Source organism: Fodinibius sediminis (genome assembly GCF_900182555.1).
GTDB classification, from domain to species: domain Bacteria; phylum Bacteroidota; class Rhodothermia; order Balneolales; family Balneolaceae; genus Fodinibius; species Fodinibius sediminis.
The window spans coordinates 98,132-118,248 of the sequence record NZ_FXTH01000007.1 but is presented as its reverse complement, the minus strand read 5'-3'; the positions used below and the strand labels follow the sequence as shown (position 1 = coordinate 118,248).

The following is a 20,117-nucleotide window of genomic DNA, read 5'->3' as shown; positions in this document are numbered from 1 at the left end:
AAAAGCTTTATCTCCTGCACGGAACTCAGATCTGGAGCAGAATCCGGGCTGGGGTGAATAGGAAATGAATCATAGTATTGATAACAGATATTTTCTAATACTTTTGCACCACTTGTGTGTATTATGTATACAGAAGGGATGGTGACTCAACAAGTTACGCTGTCGAACCAGGCACCTGTGCCCCCTCGTTATTAGCAGGATCGGGCTGACCGTATTACGCTGTGAGACTGTTAATATTGAAGGGGCGATCCGTGGCCTGGATCATAACCATGGGGATATAACAGCAGGTCAGCGTTCAGCTACTGTTCTCTATAAGGTTAGAGGCGTTCGGACCTCCATTTTGGATATGGGTAACAGTCATATCCTGCTGCTGATTGCGCACTTGCAGATTCTCATCCCAAACAAATAACGGGAACCAATAAAGAAGGGTGGTATTATATATGGCACAGTTCTATGAAAAAGTAGCGATTGGAGTACTGGGGATGGCCGTAACCTGTCTTATGCTTATGGGGTTGACGCGAACGGTTCAGGCTCAACAATCATCAGAACAGCGCGTCGTAACGGGGACAGTGACCGATGCTGAGACTGGAGAGCCTCTGCCGGGGGTTAATGTGATGATACAGGCCACAAGCAGAGGAACGGCGACGAATATTGACGGAGAGTACAGCCTTGAAGTTCCAGGTTCGGAGTCAATACTGGTCTTCTCATTTGTGGGATATAAATCACAGCAAATTACGGTTCAGGATCGTGAGGTCATTAATGTGAGTATGGCGGTTGACCTTGGGAGACTGGATGAGGTTATCGTTGTTGGCTACGGCACCCGGGAAAGGGAGGATTTGACGGGTTCGGTGGACCGCATAGACGGCGAACAGTTTAAAGACCAGGGAATCACCAATGTTTCTGACATGCTGACCGGAACTATTGCCGGTTTTAATGCAACCCAGGGGACTTCCGCCAGCGGGGCTACAAATTTCCAGATTCGGGGACCGAACTCCCTGACGGCAGGCAGTGATCCACTGATTGTACTGGACGGGGTGATCTACCGGGGCCAGCTGCGTGATATTAATCCCAATGACATTGAATCGATTGACATTCTGAAAGATGCCAGCTCTGCGGCTGTTTATGGAGCGAGATCGGCGTCCGGTGTTGTAGTTATCACTACAACCCGGGGGCAGGTGGGCAAGCCTGTCGTTGAATTCAGCACCAAGGTTGGAGTAACGGAGACCACCACCGATCATTACAAGTACCGGGGGCCTGAAGAGTATATCGACTTTCGACAAAATTATTTCAGGTCCCAGGGGTTGAGCCAGCCTGATCATTACTGGACGCACCCGGACAACCTGCCGGAAGGGGTTTCAACGGACGAATGGCGACAGCTTAATGAAAATCCGCTCTCCGATAATGAAGAGGAATGGATGAGTCGAATGAATTTCTTTCCGCTGGAACGAGAGCAGTATCTGGCCGGCGAAACGTTTGACTGGGGGGGATATATCTTTCCAACAGGCGTACGCCAGGAGGCCGACCTGAGTATTTCGGGTGGGACGGAGGATGTGCAGTACTACTGGTCAATAGGACGAGTGGATAACGAAGGGGTGAGGCTCGGCGACTATTTTGAGGCTATTCGTACCCGGCTGAATGTGGATTTTCACGTAACCGACTGGCTGAGCGCAGGCATCAATGCCGAATATTCTGATCGTGATGAAAGTACAATACCAGCGAGCAACCCCTATTTGATGAGCCCTTTTTCCCGGCTTTATGATGAGTCGGGTAATGTGGAGTGGTTCCCGCACGGATATATTGTTTCCAATCCCGCCCTGAACACATTGAATGCGGATCGAAATCGCAAAATTAACAATCTTTTTGCCTCTCCGTTCGTGGAAGTGTCACTGCCGTATAACTTTACACACCGGGTTACTTTTCAACCCCGCTATCGTGTTTTTAAAGACTATCAGTTCTGGGGCGAGGACACCCAGGTGGGGGGACAGTCTGTTTCGGGCGGTCGGGCTGACCGGCAGGATGCCACCCGCTTCGACTGGATGCTGACGAATATGCTGACCTGGAGTAAAACCTATGGAGTACATGAATTTGATCTGACGCTGGTGCACGAAGTAGAAGAAAACCGCTCATGGAGCAGTTTTCAGCAAAATACCGGTTTCCTTCCTTCCGCAAGCCTGGGATACAGCGGTCTGCAGTACGGCACCAATCCTTACCTGGAGACCGTTGATACGAAAACTACAGGTGAGGGCATGCTGGCCCGGCTTAATTATACGCTGCACGACAAATATCTGTTTACAGCCTCGGTCCGACGGGATGGGTACTCGGCATTTGGCCAGGAAAATCCCCGGGCCATATTTCCAGGGGGCGCTTTTGCCTGGCAAATCTCGGAAGAAGATTTCTTTGACAGTGATCTGATCAGCAACCTGAAACTTCGGCTATCCTACGGACAGAACGGGAATCGAAATATCGGGGCCTATTCATCTCTGGCCCAGCTGGGAACCAATTTGTATTATGATGGCTCGCAGGTCCAGGTCGGGGTGCGAACCAATTCGCTGGCCAACCCGGGGTTGCGCTGGGAGGAGACCGAGTCTTTCAATGTCGGGCTGGATTTTGGCATCCTGGAGGGGCGTATCAACGGAAGTCTCGATTATTATGATATGACGACGGAAAGCCTCCTGGTGGACCGGACATTACCCATGCTTACCGGCTTTGACGGGGTGACAACCAACATTGGAGAGCTGGGTAACAAGGGCTTTGAGCTTACCCTGAATACCCTGAATGTCAGTACTGAAGACGTCAACTGGCAATCGAGCTTCAATTTTTCATTGAATAGAAATGAGATCAAAACTCTTTTTGGTGATACCGGAACCTATACTCTGGAGGGCAGGGAATATGAGGGAGAAATCCCGGACTATTCCAATAACTGGTTTCCCGGGGAATCGATCGATGTTGTCTGGGATTACGACATCACTGGAATGTGGCAGGTGGAAGAAGCTGAGCAGGCCGATGTGTATAACCTGAGTCCGGGCGATATCAAGGCCGTTGATGTTAACGACGACGGATCCTACACCTCGCAGCAGGATAAGCGATTTATCGGGCATACCGAACCGCGGTTCCGCATGGGATTGCGCAATGATGTGTCTTATAAGAATTTTTCACTCTCTGTATTTCTTCGTGCCAACCTGGGCCACATACGACCTTTCCCGGACGCCATGCATGAGCATTCCACCTACGACAGGAGAAATACACCTCCAACTCCGTACTGGACAAAAGAGAACCGGTCGAATGAATGGCCAAGGACCTCGCTGACCGATGATCCTTTCGGCGGAGGAATCATGATTTATAAAGATGCATCGTTTGTGAGAATCCAGGATTTGACCCTGGGATACACCTTGCCTGAGGATCTTGTCCAGCGAATTCAGCTACAGAACCTACGGTTATTTGGCTCTGTACGAAACCTGTACAGCTTTGACAACTGGCCCGGATGGGACCCCGAATCGGGGATGACGCCCATGCCGCGTACCTTTACGGTTGGGCTTAATTTGTCATTGTAACAAACGGAAATAATCAGACCGAATATAAAACGATTTAAAGGGTATTATTATGAAACGGATCATAAAGCATGTTTTTATTTTTACGGTGGGTTGTTTTGCTGTCATATCATGTTCCGATAATTTCTTGGAACCTGAGCCCAAGTCTTTCTTCGCCCCCGAAAATACATATGTTAACGCTGAAGGGTTTGAAGCCCAGCTGGTGACGATGCGCAAGACACTGGCCGATGCCGAATTTACGGGTGGACGAGGCAGTGCACTGATGATTGGGCAGTGGGACGCCACCGAGGCGGGTATTGGAATCTGGGCCATGGATAAAGATCATCTAAACGGGAGTCCGAGTACATACGTGGGATTTTACGAGCAGGCCAGCATGATAAATGACGTCTATACCTATATAAAAGATGCCAATGTGGTTATCTCCCGAATTGATGATATCGAATGGGACGACCAGCAGCACAGGAATGAAATTTTGGCGGAAGCCCTGTGGCACCGGGCGTACTGGTACAACCGGCTGGTGCACAGTTATGGGGATGTCCCTTTTGTACAAGAGGAGATCAAGGAGGCCAAACTTGATTTTAAAACCCACAGCCGATGGGCCATCCTGGATGTAATCCAGCAGGATATGGAATTTGCTGTTCAGCATCTGCCCGAGGAGGCTGTTCCGGGCGCGGTAACCCGTGGAGCGGGTTATCATCTGCTGGCCAAGATCTACCTGGCCAACATGGAGTTTGAAAATGCAAGAGATGCGGCGACGGAGGTTATCAACGGTCCGTACGCGCTGATGACAGAACGGTTTGGCCAGGATGCCGATGATCCCAAGCGGAATGTAATATGGGACCTCCACCGTCCTATGAACAAAAACATCCCTGCCAATACCGAGACCATTTTAGCAATTGTGGACCGTTATGAAGCACCCGTGGGAGCACGAGACAGCAGGGGACTTTTTACGATGAGGACATTTCATCCCGATTGGTGGCATTCCCGTCACCGCGATAGTGAAGGGAATGCGGGCATGGTTGACGAGGGGCCCATGTATGATACCCTGGGACGCGGAAATCCTGATATCGCATTAACCGAATTTTTACAGTACCACGCCTGGGAGGGGCAGGGGTACACCTGGAAAGATACTCCGGACCTGCGCAGGGCCGACATCAACTGGGTGGATGTAGATGAAATGCGGTATAACAATCCCGAATCAGTGGATTATGGTGAACCCTGGACCCTTGAATATACCACCGGGGATCCGGCCCGTGCCATTACCTCCATGTATGCCATGCCTTTTTACAAGACTTATGTGCCCGAAGAAAGTACCGATGCACGGCCCTATGGGGGGAACGGGGACTGGTACCTCTTTCGTTTGGCCGAAACCTATCTGATCAGGGCAGAAGCTAATTACTGGCTCGATAACTTACAGGCTGCAGCCGATGATATTAATGCCATTCGGGCCCGTGCGAATGCTCCGCTGATTACTGCCGGCGATGTCACGATCGATTATATTTTTGACGAGCGGGTTCGTGAACTGTTTGCAGAGGGTATGCATCAGAATGAATTGGCCAGAGTGTCTTTTACCATGGCCGAACTTGGAGTCAATGGATACAGCCCGGAAAGCCTGCACCAGGATAATTGGTGGTACGACAGGGTTATCTCCCGAAATTTTTATTACCCGGAGCATCCGAAAAGTGGGACGAGCATTTCTATCGGTATCCCCTATCCCATCGGCGACCAGATAGAAATTGTCGGCGGCATTCATCCCCATATCAACCCCCATAACTTTTTGTGGCCGGTTGCGGACAATATGATTGAGTCGAATACCCTGGGGACGGTCAATCAGAATCTTGGATACCCGGGCGCCGAAAATAATGAACCGCCTCTTGAGACTATTAAATATGAAAGCCCTTATTAAATTATGACTAACAATGGATAATAGTCAGATCGGTTGACTGAGGAATGCTTCTGTTTTGAAGCTGCTCACGCATTGCTGTCCCCTGTATCAGAAGGGGGCAGTAATGTTTTTTGTAACATCGGCTGTTGTCAGGGTATTATCGTGCCCAGCTGTTCCATTCCTGTAACATAAAAAGGCAGATAACGTTGCCTTCTACTTCTGTGCTTGTTAATATTAAATGTTGAGTTTATAGATTAATCAGATTAGAGATTCGATACATTGTGATGAGATTTTCCGTGGGTATTATATTGCTGGTTCTACTGTTGACGGTTTCATCGGCAATCACCAGGGCCCAGGTTTTAAAAGATGAAGAGAACAGAGAGAAGGTTTCCGAGATATGGGAGAAGATCCGTCCCTATTTCTCGCCACCGGAGCAATATGCAGGTGAATACGGGACATATCAGTCACCTCTTGCCTTTTATGACGGACAGCCGGTAACAACCAGGGGGCAATGGCAGAAAAGAAAAAAAGAAATACGGCAGCGCTGGCACGAACTGATGGGGCCATGGCCATCCCTGCTGAAGAACCAGCAACTGGAAATTATTGCCTCGCGGCAACGGGAAGGCTTCACAGAGCACCGCATCCGCTTTAACTGGATGCCGGATCAGGAAACGGAGGGGTACCTGCTTGTTCCCGCAGGGCAGGGGCCTCACCCGGCCGTTATTACCGTTTATTATGAGCCGGAAACGGCCATAGGAGAGGGCAGACCCCATCGTGATTTTGCTTACCAGCTCACCAAACGAGGCTTTGTGACAATGTCGCTGGGAACGACCCGTGCAACAGAAGAAAAAACGTACTCCCTGTACTACCCCAACCTGGAGGATGCCCGGGTAGAGCCCCTGTCAATGCTTGCCTATGCGGCATCCAATGCCTGGCACGTGCTCGCCAAGCGACCGGAAGTTGATTCTACACGTATAGGTATCATGGGACATTCCTTTGGAGGTAAATGGGCTATGTTTGCCTCCACTCTTTTTGACAAATTTGCTGCGGCGGTATGGTCGGATCCGGGAATTGTTTTCGAACAGTCCAGGCCGAATATAAATTATTGGGAACCATGGTATCTCGGCTATCACCCTCCGCCATGGCGCGAGCGGGGTATTCCCACGGAGGACAATCCGGCAAAAGGGCTTTATCCCAGGTTGATAGAAGAAGGATATGATCTGCACGAACTGCATGCTTTGATGGCTCCACGCCCATTTTTGGTATCAGGAGGGGCTGAGGATCCTCCCAAGCGCTGGGTCCCGTTGAACCATACGATCGCGGTTAACCGCTTGCTGGGTTATGAAAACCGCGTGGCGATGAGCAACCGGCCCGACCATTCACCCAATAGCCATTCCAATGAGATCGCTTATCTTTTTTTTGAATACTTTTTAAAATACAATGAAATAATTTCCAAAAATATTTGATAAAGAAATAAAAAAGGGTTCTATTTTATGGTGAAAATTTTAGTGAAGCATTTTTTGATATAGAAATAAATTCTAAACGGGGTTCAATGGGAAATGGTCCTATTTATATATTTGAACAGTGTTTAGGGCACGTTTATGATCTGAGTTAACCACCTACTAAAACCAAATAATGATACAGGAACATATAATACAACAAACAAAAGTTGACGATTTAACTGTACGGGCTTATGATACGGCCGATAACATGGGACGGGCAGCTGCCTGGTTTGTGGCTGAACACCTGCAGTCTGTAATAGATGATAAAGGAGAGGCTAACCTGATGCTGGCCACCGGGGCTTCCCAGTTCACCTTTCTAAATGCTTTTAAAAGCATGGAAAACATCGACTGGTCCAGGATAACCACCTTCCATCTGGATGAATATATCGGCTTGAGTGAAAATCACAAGGCCAGTTTTCGAAAATATTTACACGAACGCATTATCGACGAGGTACAACCCAGGGAAGCTTATTTCCTGAATGGCGATGTCAGTGACATTCAGAAAGAGATTGATCGGTATGAGGAGCTGCTGAAGACCCATCCCATCGATGTGGCGTGTATCGGGATAGGAGAAAACGGGCATATTGCCTTTAACGACCCTCCCATAGCAGATTTTAATGACCCCAAGCTGGTCAAAATTGTAGAACTGGATGAGAAATCACGCAATCAGCAGGTGGGTGAAGGATGGTTTGACAGTTTGGAAGAGGTCCCGAAACAGGCGCTTTCCCTGACCATACCCGCGATCCTGAACAGTGAGGTCATAAGCTGCGTCGTACCCGACAGCAGGAAGGCGCAGGCTGTACACGATGCCCTGTACGGACCGATTACGACCGATTGCCCGGCCTCTGTCTTGCGAACACACAAGGAAGCTGTTCTCTTTTTGGATGCGAACTCGGCTTCCGGCCTTAAAGATGATTAAGCAGTGACATTACATAGCACAGAAGGAATATCAGTTAATAATTAACATATCAATCACAGCGACATGGATAACAAAATAGAACGAAGGGAATTCATAAAGAAAATTTCAACTTTTGGATTGGGAATGGGGCTCGTGGGTGCAAGTGCTCCGCAGGTTTTTGCAGACGGTTCGCCAAATGAAAAAATCATTGTCGGGGTTATGGGGACCAACAGTCGCGGTGCGGCTGTGGCCGAGGGGTTCTCCAAACTTCCGGGTGCTGAAGTGGCTTATATCTGTGATGTGGATGACCAGGCAATACAGAATGGAATTGAAGCGGTGGAAGCCGGGGGACAGAAGCGAACACCGGAGGGCGTGAAAGATTTTCGCCGCATCCTGGAGGACAAGGACCTGGATGCCCTGGCTATTGCAGCTCCGGATCACTGGCACGCTCCTGCGTCTATACTGGCTCTGAAAGCAGGAAAGCATGTGTATGTTGAAAAGCCCTGCAGCCACAATCCACATGAAGGTGAGCTGCTGGTGCAGGCCGCCAAAAAATACGGAAAAGTGGTTCAGATGGGCAACCAGCGGCGTTCCTGGCCCAATGTGGTGCAGGGCATCCAGGAAGTAAAAGAGGGGGTGATCGGAGATGCCTATTTCGCCCGTGCCTGGTATGCCAATACCCGGGGATCCATCGGACACGGCCAGACGGCCCCGGTACCTTCGGGCCTGGACTATGATCTGTGGCAGGGTCCCGCTCCCCGCAGGGAATACAAGGACAACCTGATCCACTATAACTGGCACTGGTTCTGGCACTGGGGGACCGGCGAAATTCTCAATAACGGGACCCATTTCATCGATCTCTGCCGCTGGGGACTTGAAGTGGACTATCCGGAGCAGGTCAGCTCGCAGGGCGGGCGGTATGCCTATGACGATGACTGGGAAACACCGGATACCCAGATCACTTCCTATGATTTCCAGGAAGGAAAAACCATTTCCTGGGAGGGAAGAAGCTGCAATGGCCAGCATATTGAAGGTAATTCTGTAGGGGCCTCTTTCCACGGCACGGAGGGCAGTCTGGTGATTCACGGTAATGGCTATTCCACCTTCGATAACGATGGCAACGAGCTTAAGAAGGTTACCGTTGACAGTGGCGATGCCCTTGACACCACCGGTCCCGGCTTTGATCTGGATGCTGATCACCTGGCGAATTTCAGGGATGCCATCCGTAACGGAAGCAGCCTTAATTCTCCCATCGAGGATGCCAATAAAAGTGTGTTGCTCTGTCAGCTCGGGAATATTGCCCATCGTACGGGGCGAACCCTGAACTGCGATGTGAATACCGGTAAAATCCTGGACGATGAGGAAGCCATGAAATTATGGTCACGGGAGTATGAGCCCGGCTGGGAACCCACCATTTAAGATAAAAAATTAACAATTCTATCAATTTTAATCACTTACGGTCTATGAAGAAGTGGAATCATTATTTAGTGAAAAATAGTAAACTGTATCGCTCTATGGGAGCGGTAGTGCTGGCAGCTCTGCTGGCTTTGGGAGGGTGCAGCTCCGAGGAGGCCTCCCAGGAAAGCAATGCGGAAGAGAGTCAGCAGGAAGCCCCACAGGCGGAACAGGTCAACACCCTCACCAGCCAGGAGAAAGAGGAGGGCTGGGTGCTGCTCTTTGATGGAGAAACGACCAACGGCTGGAGAGGCGTTTACAAGGAGGCGTTTCCTGAAAAGGGCTGGAAAGTGGAGGATGGTCTTCTGAAGGTTGTGGCCTCAGGCGGCGGTGAATCCGAATTCGGCGGAGACATCATCACTGAAAATCAATACGGCAATTTTGAATTCTCCCTGGAATTCAAGCTTACCGAAGGCGCTAACAGCGGCATCAAGTATTTTGTGAAGGAGATTCGGCCCCGGCCGGAAGGTTCCGCCATTGGCCTGGAGTACCAGCTCATCGACGACAGCCGTCCCGATGTGGAGGGTACCTGGACGTTAGCTTCGCTGTATGAGCTGTACCGGGCCGAAAACAAGCAGGTGAACCCCATAGGAGAATTCAACAAAGCTCGCATCATTGCCAGGGGCGACCGGGTGGAGCACTGGCTGAATGGAGTTAAGGTATTGGAATATACCCGCGGAAGCGAGGAGTTCCGTCAGCTTGTCTCGGAGAGCAAGTACAGCGATTATGAAAATTTCGGGGAAGCGGAAGAGGGACATATCCTGCTGCAGGACCACGGACATGAGGTGGCCTTTCGGAATATTAAAATCAGGGAAATTGACCTGAACAAAAATTAATATTAAACAAATATAACCTATTACATCATGGATACTTCAGTTAATCGGAGAAATTTCATCAAGCTGGCGGCAACCGCGGGGCTTGGAATGAGTTTGCAGGGACCTGCCACCTTGTGGGGCAAAACGCCTTCCACGGAAGATACCAAAGTGGGAATTATCGGGCTCGACACCTCGCACAGCATCGCATTTGCCAAGGCACTCAATGACCCGGATGTGGCGCCTGACCTTGCCGGGTTCCCGGTCGTAGCAGCCTACCCGAAGGGGAGTTTAGCGATTGAGTCGAGCTACAGCCGCATCCCGAAGTACACCGAGCAGGTCAAGGAAATGGGGGTCGAAATTGTTGACTCCATAGACGAATTGCTGGATAAGGTGGATGTAGTCCTGCTGGAAACCAATGACGGCAATCGACACCTGGAGCAGGTGCTGCCTGTTTTTAAGGCCGGAAAACCGGTTTTCATCGATAAGCCTATCGCCGGGTCCCTTTCGGATACCATCGCTATCTTTGAAGCATCTGAAAAGTACGGAATACCTACATTTTGTTCGTCCTCTCTGCGGTACATGGAGAACGCGCAGGCCATCAGAAACGGAGAAGCCATCGGGCAGGTAACAGGGGCCGATACCTACAGTCCGGCGAGTCTCGAGGAATCGCATCCGGATCTCTACTGGTATGGTGTTCACGGGGTGGAGACACTTTTCACGGTGATGGGTACGGGATGCGAGAGCGTGGTCCGCGTGCATACCGACGGTACGGACATTGTTGTCGGAACCTGGGAAGACGGACGGGTTGGCACCTTCCGGGGCCGCCGGACCGGGAAACACAGCTATGGCGGCATTGCGTTCGGAGAAGAGGGAGAAACAAAAATTGGTCCCTACAATGGCTATCGGCCGCTGTTGGTGAAAGTCATCGAATTTTTCAAGACCGGAAAGCCCCCGGTCAGCAAGGAGGAAATCCTCGAGATATATGCCTTCATGGAAGCGGCAGATGAAAGTAAGCGCAGGGGCGGGGAATCCGTTACCCTGGATGAAGTGATTGCTGAAGCGCGATAAACGAACGGCGGGTGTTTAAGAAATTATTCACTTCCGAAACGATGGAGGATCATGCCCTTTTTGATGGCTGCGGAACCAGCCAATGGCGGTTGCAGAACAGGGCATCATCTTCCATTTTTTATTCATTAGCCGATACTGAATAAAGAGATCTTTTCAACCTGTTGAGCATTTACCATTTTCAGCTTTCAAAGCGGCCTTGTTACAATAAACCGCGTGCTCTCTTTTAGTAATAATGGCTAAACATCAGATATGCCCAAAAACAATAACATACAGATCACTGATACCTACTCTGATTTTGAACGAGAAAAGCTCAAAATACCCTTCGGATTCAAGGGGGGATACCTGTCGGAGCTTTGGCAGACAGGGGTGCGGCTGACCTCGGCAAAAGGAAACCGCAGTATTGGACTGGGCACCCAGAGTGTATTGTATGGAGACCCGGATATTTTTAGTTCATGGTCCGAAGCAGGAAGTAATGCGCTAATGTATGCCCTGACTGAACGGGCCCTTCAGCTGGTTGAATCCATGTCATTCGATACACCGGTGGGGTTGATGGAAGAGTTAGTGCCGGACTTGCGGCGTGAGGCTCGACGCATAACAGGGAAGCAGGATGTCAACGAGAACTTTGTACTGAATGCACTGGTAGGGTTGGATAATGCGGCCTGGTTGTTATATGCAGCGGAGACGGGCCGCAATACCTTTGAAAAGATGATACCGGCTGCGTACAAGCCCGCCCTCTCTCATCATAATGATCAAATAGGAGTGATGTTCCAGGTTTCCTATGGAATGTCGCTGGAGGATATCCGTGAGGCCGTGAATAGGGGATATTTCATTATCAAAATAAAAACCGGCCAGCCGGGTACTCAGCGGGAGATGCTGCAGAAAGACAAGGACCGCCTGTCAGAAATTCATGATCTGCTCAACGATCGTTCGACCGTTCAAACAGAGGATGGCCGCATTTTGTACACACTGGATGCCAATGGTAGGTATAAGAAAAGAGAAACGCTGGAGGAATTGATCAATCACGCTGAAAAAATCGGAGCCTGGGACCATATTCTCTTTATTGAAGAACCCCTGAGTGATGATAACGAACAAAAGGTATCAGGCCTGGGTATCCCCATTGCGGCTGATGACAGTCTGCACTGCGAGGAGGATGTCAGAAAACGCATAGAGCAGGGGTATGAGGTAATTGTACTTAAAGGGATAGCCAAGACGCTCAGCCTGTCACTCAAAATGGCCCGCCTGGCTCACAAGGAAGGTATCCCCTGTGTCTGCTCAGACCTTACGGTGAATCCCATACTGGTTGACTGGCATAAACTACTGGCTGCGCACTTGCCCCCATTTCCGGGCCTGGATATGGGCATCATGGAAACCAATGGCGATATGAATTATCAGAACTGGTCCCAGATGAAAAGCTATCATCCAAGCGGGGATGCCTCCTGGACAGAGGTGACAGAGGGGACCTTCGAGCTGGGCGATGATTTTTATGAGGAGAGTGCCGGAATCTTCTACCCCTCTTCCCATTATGAGAAGCTGCTCTCTGTGACATAAATTAATGATTGGGTTTCCCTCCCCCCGAAAACGCCTATCCGCTGGAGCCCTTGATTTTTTCGATTACCATCGAATTGGAGGTGATGACCCCGTGTCGGTACACCCTTATTGATTCCTTCCTATACCGTTACACTCCGAAACTGTTTCATGAGCAGCCATCCTGTTAGTACCAGCAGTGGACGAATTAGGTTCTACCTGGAAAGTTTTTCCAGTTATCTCTAATACTTTTGGACATTTTATGTGTATTAACTAATAGAAGGGGATGTGAAACACGGTTGCATGCGTCTTCTTTGGTTCTTTCACATGTATAAATGGCCTCTTTCCAGTTGCGCTGGAAGACTAATGCTAGTCTACCAGCGCTTTTAGGCAGTATGATGGGCATTTATGCATAAATAAAGACAACAATAAAACAATAATGGGTAAGGGATGATTATGGATAGAATAAATACAGATGAGCTCGTCAGACGAAGGTGGATCAGAGGTGTCGTCGCGTTTTTGAGCGTATTGTTCGCATACGTGACACAACCAGCTGCCGGTCTGGGATTCCAGACTGCTGATATGCAGGGTCGTAATATCATTGAGAATCATTTTGTGAGTGCAAATGTCAGCGAACAGCGACTGGTGACCTTGGAACTGGATAATGTGGATTTGGTAGAATCACTTCGTCGGTTGGCCCATGAGGCCCGGGTGGGACTATCATTTGAATCACATCTTATCCCGGATAAAAAAGTAACCGTAAATTTCAGTGCTGTTCCTTTTTATGAAGCGCTTGACAAGCTCTTGGAAGACACCAGCCTTAGACCCACATTGGCGTCGAGCAGGGATGTGCTGGTGCTCAAAAAAGATAAAGAAGAGATTGTTAAAATCGTGCAGCAAGTAACCGGTACGGTCACGGATAGCCAGACCGGACAGCCCCTTACCGGCGTGAACGTTGCCGTGCAGGGTACCAATATTGGGACAATAACCGACCAGAACGGAGAATACAGTCTGGAGGTCCCTGATGCGGAATCTGTAATCGTCTTTTCATATGTGGGGTATGAGACCCAGCGGGTAACCGTAGGGGATCAGCAGGTCATTGATGTTGACCTGGTGCAGGGGGCGCAAACCATGGACGAAGTGGTGGTTGTCGGCTACGGTGAGATGGAAAGAAGATCTCTGACGGGATCGATCTCACAGGTGGAAAATGATGATCTGGACCAGCAACCTGTCATGCAGCCGGGTGATGCCCTCGCAGGTCGTCTGGCAGGCGTTAGTATAACAAAAGCCCGGAATACCCCAGGTGCCTCGCCAACGATTCGTGTTCGGGGGCCTTCCTCAATATCTGCAAGCAATGATCCGCTCATTGTCATAGATGGGTTCCCGGGTGGCAGTTTCGATAATATAAATATGAATGATGTCGAATCCATCGAGGTATTGAAGGATGCTTCCGCTGCAGCCATTTACGGATCCAGGGGATCGGGAGGCGTCATCATGGTGACGACCAAGTCAGGCGGCGCCCGTGAGGGAGCGAAATTCAGCCTCAGCAGTTACGCCGGTATTCAATATCCCATGATCCACGGCGAAGAAAACTGGGTCGATGGTGGTCAAGCTTATAAGGAGACCATCGAGAAGTACATCAACCGGGAGTGGATCTGGGAAGGTGGAGATCCGGACATACCGATGTGGGGTGATGAACGACGTCCCAATAACTTCCGGGTAAACCCGGTCGTGGCCCAGGGTGATAACAACTGGGAGTCTATTCTATTCGAACCGTCCCCCATTCAAAATTACCAGATGTCGGCCCAGGGCGGATCGGAAAACTTTACATATTATGTTTCCGGTACCTACCAGAATGAAGAAGGGGTAATGCCCACGAGCTGGTACAAGCAGTATTCACTTCGCACCAACCTGCATGCAGATATTACCGATAACGTCCGGGTGGACTTCAGAATTAATCCGCGCTATTCCCGTCAGCGAAACAAAGGGGGGAGCGGAATCAACAACCAGATCAAGATGCCGCCCTTTGTTGAACCAAAAATGAACCCGGAGACTGGCAAATACTATGAGGCTTCAGATTACTGGAGTTACCGGGTTTCTGCAGCTGCAAACCCGCTGAACGCTCTCTATGGTTCTCATTTCTATAATGATTCCTTCAAAAATATGGCGGAGGCAAGACTTGGCGTGGATTTGTTGGATAACCTGACCTATGAGGTTAATCTCGGAACAGACGTGGCCTACAACACTTATGATCGCTTCACAGAAAAGACGTCGAGCGGCCGAAACCAGAATACAGGGTCCGCAGGTTCCTGGAGAAACCATTCATGGCTGGTGGAAAACACCCTGAATTATACCACTTCTTTACTGGGGGTCCACAACATTACTGCTCTGGCGGGGGCTACCTACCAGAAGAGTGAATCGCGGTCAGAGAATATTTATGCACTTACCGACACCTACCAGGACGAGGTAATACGAACGCTGAATAATGCCACGGCCGCCCCTTATTCAGGCAGTTCCAAGACCCAGTGGGGCCTTGCCTCCTATTTCGGACGGGTCAACTACGATTTCGATGACAAGTACCTGCTTTCTGCATCATACCGGGTGGACGGCAGCTCCCGCTTTGGTCCAAAGAATCGATGGGGAACCTTTCCCTCGGCTTCCATAGGATGGCTTGTTTCAGAAGAAGCTTTCATGCAGGAAGTTGATTTCATCAATGAGCTTAAGCTGCGCGCTGGCTATGGCGAGGTCGGTAACTTCGGAATCGGAAACTTCCAGTATTTGGGAACCATCAGCGATGCCGCCTATGCACTTAACGGGGAACGCTTCGTGGGCCGTGCACAGAGTAACTTCGGCAATGAAGAACTCCGCTGGGAAACCACCAAAAGTATGGACGTCGGCCTGGATGTTTCCATGTTTGACCGTCGGGTGAGCCTCATGTTCGACTATTATGAGAAAAATACTTCTGACTTGCTGTATGCTGTCAGTATTCCCTCTATTTCAGGCTTTTCCAGTACACTGGTAAATGTGGGTGATATTGTCAACCGAGGTATTGAGCTTGAATTGAATACGACGAATATCAGGGGGAAAGACGTCAGCTGGCAGACCGCTTTCAACTTCAGCCGCAACAGGAATGAAGTTACAAGCTTGAGGGGGGATGTAGAGGAAGTCATTAACCTTCATTCCCGGGGTATGGGGTGGATCCTGCGCAAGGGAGAACCCATGTTTTCATTTTACGGTCATGAAATGATAGGGGTGCATATGGACCAGGCGTCTATTGACAATAATCCCTCCAAGGCCGGAGCGGTGCCCGGTACGGCCATGTATAAGGATACCAATGGCGATGGGGAAATCACCGATGAAGACCGGGAGATACTAGGAAATTTCATGCCCGATTTCGAATGGGGGATGACCAATAACGTACAGTGGAGAAATTTTGATCTGAGTATCCACATACAGTCCAAAATTGGCGGGTACCGGTACAACCTGGAAAACCTCTGGTACCAGGGACCGACCGTCAGTGCATTCCTGAAACCTACCATCGAGGGGCAGTGGTGGTCGCCGGATGATCCGGGGGATGGAGAAACGCCCGCCACTTCACTGGCCTATCTGGACTACGTATCGGATACGGACTATTACCTTGAACCGGCCGATTATGTAGCCATCAGGAACATCAATTTTGGATATGAACTCCCTTCATCCATTAAAAATTATTTAGGCGTTGATAATCTCCGTGCTTATTTGTCTGTCCAGAATGCCTTTATGTTCACCCGCAGTGAATTTAAAGCCTACAATCCAGAAGGATATACGACGGGAGCTATCAGTGGAACGGGCAGTTTGCCTGGTTACAACACCGGGGCCGAACCACTGAACCGGACCGTGGTACTGGGTGTCAATTTAGATTTTTAATGGTTAACCAAGAATATTATGAAACAGCATAACAGAATGATGAAATACAACAGATATTTTGTAGCAGCAATGTTGGGGTTGTTGACATTGAGCTGGAGCGGTTGTGAAGACAGCGTCGTTAATTTGACGCCGCAATCGGAGCTGACGGAAGCAAACTACTTCAAACAGGCAAATCAGATAAATGATGCCGTTGTGGGAATCTATTCGCATTATCAGAGTAAGTTGCCCAACGACTGGCACCTGAAAGAGTTTCCAACGGACCATCTGCATATCTCCACCTACCGGTTTATAACGGGGCTTAATGCGGTAGGGGAGCTTGCGTTTGAACCGAGCAATCCTATTTTTTCCAGTTTCTGGCAGAATAATTACAATGGGATATACCGGGCCAACTCGGTGTTAGCTAATCTTGACAATCCCCAGGATTACCAGGGCAGTGAAAAACAGCAGTACGAGGGCGAGGCAAAGTTTATGCGTGCGCTCTACTATTTTGACCTGGTTCGCGCTTTTGGCGGGGTGCCGGAGGTGACGAGCAAGATATCGGTTAATGAGTCGATGGAGATTCCCCGTTCTTCTGAAGAGGAAATCTATTCGCTTATTATTTCCGATCTGGAACAGGCCATAGAATTGCTGCCCCGCCCGGAGAATACGGATCTTGGTCGAGCCAATAAAGGTGCAGCTGCGGCACTGCTGGGCAAGGTCTATGTGTACCGCGAAAATTACAGTGAGGCCCTGAACTACCTTGAAAGTGTAGCGGATTACGGCTTTCAGCTGGAGGAAAATTATGCCGATCTGTTTACTATTGAAGGTTCCGGGGATAATGATGAGTTTATCTTCCAGATGAACTATATCGAAAACATCGAAGGTAATCCGCTCTCATCAGATTTTGTGCCGTATGACGGGGCGGCCGGCATCACTTCGAGCGGGGGTGAAGTGGCGCTCTTGTCGTGGAGCGTGCACAAGCTCTTTGAGGAGGAGGACAGCCGCAAGGATGTGACGGTCAATGAGTACTGGGCTCATCCGAGCAGCCCTGACCAGGAGGAGTGGTATCCCTTTGTCGGCAAATATGCGGTCCCGCATCCGCCCAATTCCTCGGGTCTTGACCTTCCGGTGCTGAGATACGGCGATACTGTGCTGCTAATGGCTGAGGCAAACTATTTTGAGGGTAATATCACACAGGCCCTGGAAAACCTTAACAGCATTCGGGAAAGAGCTTTTGGCGATGCCTCTCATAATTATACCCTGGCCGATATCAGCACCGAGGAACAGTTTATGGATAAACTGATGCTTGAGCGTCAGCTGGAATTGGCATTTGAAAATCAGCGCTGGTTTGACCTGGTGCGAACAGGACGTTTTATGGAGGCCCTGCAGGAGCATGAGCGAAACTACAATCCTGAAACGGGGCAGGCTACAACGGTTACTTATGATGTACAGCCGCACCAGGCCCGGTTTCCCATACCTCAGCATGAGATCAACCAGGCAAATCCAGGGGTGCTTGAGCAAAATGAGGGGTATTAGCGGAATAACAATTCGCTTAACAGGGTCCCAATGGTTTGTGCTGTTGGGACCCAACTTCTGAGAGCATCATTGCAGCCGTCAAGCTCAATTTACCGGGCATTTCATTTGCATGTGCCCATGAATAATCATGGTTGCGATTTGATTCCCTTTCACTTTCAATGACAATAAATAAGATGATATGTCAGGTATTGATCGAAAACAATTTTTGAAAAATTCGGCACTTTCTGCTGCGGGACTGATGATGGGAGGCACTATCGCAAAAGCTTCCGGTTCGACTTCTTCTGCCATGTCCGCGTCTGATTTTGATATCATGGAGGAAGTAAACAAATACCGGATGATAGATTCCCATGCCCACGTGTATTTCAGGGACCAAAGCCCCGGCATGCAGATCGATTTTGCCGACCGACTGGGCATTGAAAAGCTGGTGATCTCCCGGCCGATGTCGCGCGGGGGCGATGCAACGCCGGAGGATTTCAGGCGGTGTAATAACCTGGTTCTGGATTGCGTCAATCAATATCCCGACCGATTCATTGGACAGATGACGTTGAATCCGAAATATAAAGAGGAATCGCTGGAGGAGATTAAGCGGTGCACGGACCAGGGCATGGTTGGCTTGAAGGTATACAGCCATGTAAATATCACCGATCCGGCATTTTACCCGATTATCGAAAAATTTATTGACCTGGATATGATCATTCTGATGCATCATGGAATCGGAAGGTCTCGGATTGAGCCCGCTCCCTCAGAGTTGGATTCAGTTTCTGTAGCTACCGACTTTGCTGAAATATCAAAGCGGTATCCCGAGGCGATGTTTCAGCTGGCTCATCTTGGAGGCGGTATCGACTGGGAAGCGGCCTGCAAAGCCGTAAAGGACTGCCCCAATGTATATGTAGATATATCCGGCAGTAACAATGATGCGAATATTATTGATTTTGCTCTGGAGTATGTTGGAGAAGACCGAATGTTTTTTGGCTGCGACAACAGTTTTTTCCAGGGAGTCGGGCATGTATTAGCTGCCAAGCTCACAGAACGGCAGCGTGAGAAAATATTTTTTGAAAATTATAACAACATCTTAAAAAAGTCGGGAAATAATGTTGATTGACAGTAATGCATATATAGGACATTGGCCGTTCAGGTACCGGAGGTTTAATGCATGTGAAACGCTGCTTAATGAACGGATGGATCCATTTGGGGTTGAGCTATCGATCATCAGTAACCTGAATGGTATATTCTACAAGAATACCCAGAAGGCCAATGAAGAATTATATAATGAAATCAACTCCAGGAATGCTTTTCGGGACCGGTTCATCCCGTTTGCTGTCATCAATCCCATTTATAATGGATGGGAAGACGACTTTAAAACATGCCGGGATCAGTATAAAATGAAGGGCATTCGGTTGTACCCGAAATATCACGGCTATAATCTGGATAACCCAGCGTGCATAGAACTGGTAAAGATGGCGCGGGACAATGGACTTCCGGTGTCGCTCTGCCTGCGGATGGTTGACAGTCGGACAAGCTCATGGAACGACATCGAAGAGGAGTGGGCCCTGAGTGACGTCATGCCTCTCATCAGGGAGGTGCCGGATGCTAAATATATGATTGTGAATGTAGCCAACAATACGAGCCTGGATGAGGAAGAAACCGCCCTTTTGAAACAGGCGGATGTTGTTATGGATACCTCTGGCAGGGGCCTCAATAATATTGTGGGGCTGCTTGAAACCTACGGAGAGGAAAAATTTGTATTTGGCACGCATTCTCCCATTTTGGATTATTGTACGGGACTGTTGCGGATTCAGTCTCTGCGTCCTGATGAGGCTGATCAAAAGGCCAAAGAAAAAATGCTTTCCGGTAATATCAGGAGATATTTGAATCTGTAGGAAACAGGTACAGGGGCGGTGATTGAGAAGGAATATGAAGGTGTGCCTGGCAAGTGACAGGTCCTTTCTCGATGCGACTTTGTTTGCATATAGCACCTAATGATAAGACCAGTGATATTAA

At 49.4% G+C, this 20,117-nt stretch carries 12 protein-coding genes; all 12 read left to right on the top strand.

Going from position 1 to position 20,117, the window contains the following annotated elements; all coding sequences use genetic code 11:
• Window positions 1–440 precede the first annotated feature (440 nt).
• The 12 genes from FN808_RS09490 to FN808_RS09435 all read left to right on the top strand — a co-directional run bounded on the left by FN808_RS09490 (window position 441) and on the right by FN808_RS09435 (window position 19,996).
• Window positions 441–3,551, top strand: a complete 3,111-nt coding sequence (locus FN808_RS09490) for a SusC/RagA family TonB-linked outer membrane protein (protein ID WP_221929997.1) — start codon at window positions 441–443, stop codon at window positions 3,549–3,551.
• Window positions 3,552–3,600: 49 nt separating this feature from the next.
• Window positions 3,601–5,454 (top strand): RagB/SusD family nutrient uptake outer membrane protein, encoded by a 1,854-nt coding sequence (locus FN808_RS09485; protein ID WP_142714341.1) that lies wholly within the window; start codon window positions 3,601–3,603, stop codon window positions 5,452–5,454.
• Between the two features lie 263 nt (window positions 5,455–5,717).
• Window positions 5,718–6,899 carry a prolyl oligopeptidase family serine peptidase gene (locus tag FN808_RS09480; RefSeq protein WP_142714426.1) on the top strand — a complete coding sequence of 394 codons (1,182 nt, stop codon included), beginning with the start codon at window positions 5,718–5,720 and terminating at the stop codon, window positions 6,897–6,899.
• Window positions 6,900–7,068: 169 nt separating this feature from the next.
• Window positions 7,069–7,854, top strand: coding sequence for a glucosamine-6-phosphate deaminase (locus tag FN808_RS09475; RefSeq protein ID WP_142714340.1), 786 nt, complete (start codon window positions 7,069–7,071; stop codon window positions 7,852–7,854).
• A 63-nt stretch (window positions 7,855–7,917) separates the two neighbouring features.
• Window positions 7,918–9,252 (top strand): Gfo/Idh/MocA family protein, encoded by a 1,335-nt coding sequence (locus FN808_RS09470; RefSeq protein ID WP_142714339.1) that lies wholly within the window; start codon window positions 7,918–7,920, stop codon window positions 9,250–9,252.
• Window positions 9,253–9,320: 68 nt separating this feature from the next.
• Window positions 9,321–10,124: a 3-keto-disaccharide hydrolase gene (locus FN808_RS09465; protein WP_434084132.1), complete on the top strand. Its 804-nt coding sequence runs from the start codon at window positions 9,321–9,323 to the stop codon at window positions 10,122–10,124.
• Window positions 10,125–10,151: 27 nt separating this feature from the next.
• Entirely contained in the window at window positions 10,152–11,171 is a 1,020-nt protein-coding gene (locus tag FN808_RS09460) for a Gfo/Idh/MocA family protein (RefSeq protein ID WP_142714337.1), read from the top strand.
• 249 nt (window positions 11,172–11,420) lie between these two features.
• Complete coding sequence (locus FN808_RS09455; protein ID WP_142714336.1) at window positions 11,421–12,719, top strand: enolase C-terminal domain-like protein; 1,299 nt, start codon at window positions 11,421–11,423, stop codon at window positions 12,717–12,719.
• A 516-nt stretch (window positions 12,720–13,235) separates the two neighbouring features.
• A complete protein-coding gene (locus FN808_RS09450; RefSeq protein ID WP_185958329.1) occupies window positions 13,236–16,601 on the top strand; it encodes a SusC/RagA family TonB-linked outer membrane protein in 3,366 nt (1,121 codons plus the stop codon).
• Window positions 16,602–16,619: 18 nt separating this feature from the next.
• Window positions 16,620–18,116, top strand: coding sequence for a RagB/SusD family nutrient uptake outer membrane protein (locus tag FN808_RS09445; protein ID WP_142714334.1), 1,497 nt, complete (start codon window positions 16,620–16,622; stop codon window positions 18,114–18,116).
• A 178-nt stretch (window positions 18,117–18,294) separates the two neighbouring features.
• Entirely contained in the window at window positions 18,295–19,218 is a 924-nt protein-coding gene (locus FN808_RS09440; protein ID WP_221929995.1) for an amidohydrolase family protein, read from the top strand.
• A 76-nt stretch (window positions 19,219–19,294) separates the two neighbouring features.
• Window positions 19,295–19,996: an amidohydrolase family protein gene (locus FN808_RS09435; protein WP_221929994.1), complete on the top strand. Its 702-nt coding sequence runs from the start codon at window positions 19,295–19,297 to the stop codon at window positions 19,994–19,996.
• The last annotated feature ends 121 nt before the right edge of the window (window positions 19,997–20,117 follow it).